We start from the raw sequence: 1,297 nt of genomic DNA on the forward strand, positions 1-1,297 counted from the left end.
GCTGGCCGTCGCGGCGCCGATCCTGACCCTGACGCCGGCCAGCCTGGCGGCGATCCGCGCCGGCGACGCGTATAGCCAGACCTTCACGGCTGGTGGCGGCGTGGCGCCGTATGCGTATGCCGTGAGCGGCGGCGCTTTGCCGACCGGCCTGGCGCTCGATGCGGCCACCGGCATCGTCAGTGGCACGCCGACGGTGGCGGGCAGCTTTGCCTTTACCTTGCAGGCCAAGGATGTGCACCAGTTCACGGTGCAGCAAGCGCTGACCCTGCAGGTGAACCAGGCGCCGCCACCGGTACCGAATGAAACGGCAACGACCTCGGCCAACCAGGAAGTGAGCCTGACCATCGCTTCCACCGATGGCAGCCCGATCACGGCAGTGACCATCGTCACGCCGCCGCAGCATGGCACCGTCACGGTGGTGACGAGTGGCGCGGCGGGCGGCGGTAACCGCGCCTTCAAGGTGACGTATGTGCCCAATGCCAACTACTTCGGCCCGGATGCCTTCAGCTACACGGCGACGGGCCCGGGCGGCACCTCCGCCCCCGCCACGGTCAGCGTGACGGTGGCGCCGCAACCGGTCCCCGTACCTGTCGCGAAGACGGCGACGGTCCTGGCCGGCACGCCGGTGACCTTGCCCGTGACGCAAGGCGCCACGGGCGGGCCGTTCACGGCGGTGGCCATCACGACGCAGCCGGCCAGTGGCACGGCGGCGGTCAATGGCATGGACATCGTCTACACGCCAGGCATCAACACCAGCGGCGAGATCAACATCGGCTACACCGTGTCGAACGCCTTCGGCACCTCGGCGCCGGTGACGTCGACCATTACCGTCAATCCGATGCCGCAAGTGCTCAGCCAGAGCGTCACGGTGGTGGCCGGCCTGACGGTCACTGTTGATCTGACGGCGGGCGCCACGGGCGGACCGTTTACGGCGGCGAATGTGCTGAGCGTGGCGCCGGCCGAAGCGGGCAAGGTGGTGGTGCGCGACGTGGGCACGGCCGGCAAGCCGTCGTACCAGCTGAGCTTTGCGGCCTCGGGCAAATTCGCCGGCGCGGCCGTCGTCAGCTACACCCTGAGCAATGCCTTTGCCACGTCGAAACCGGGCGTGGTCAACGTCACCGTGACGGCGCGGCGCGACCCGTCGGTCGATCCGGAAGTGATCGGCCTGCAGGCGGCGCAAGCCGATGCGGCGCGGCGCTTCGCCAGCGCGCAGCTGTCGAACTTCACGCAGCGCCTGGAAAGCCTGCATGGCGATGGCTGGGGCCGTTCGAGCTTTGGCCTGAGCCTGACGCCGCCG

Annotated in this window: 1 protein-coding gene; it reads left to right on the plus strand. The window is 69.4% G+C overall.

Annotation, left to right across the window (positions count from 1 at the left end):
* Positions 1-1,297 (plus strand): Ig-like domain-containing protein (locus tag SKZ59_RS28115; RefSeq protein ID WP_319993603.1); only part of this gene is annotated, 1,297 nt, incomplete at both ends.

The sequence above is a fragment of the Janthinobacterium sp. GMG2 genome (assembly GCF_033949445.1).
Classification (GTDB): domain Bacteria; phylum Pseudomonadota; class Gammaproteobacteria; order Burkholderiales; family Burkholderiaceae_D; genus Janthinobacterium; species Janthinobacterium aestuarii.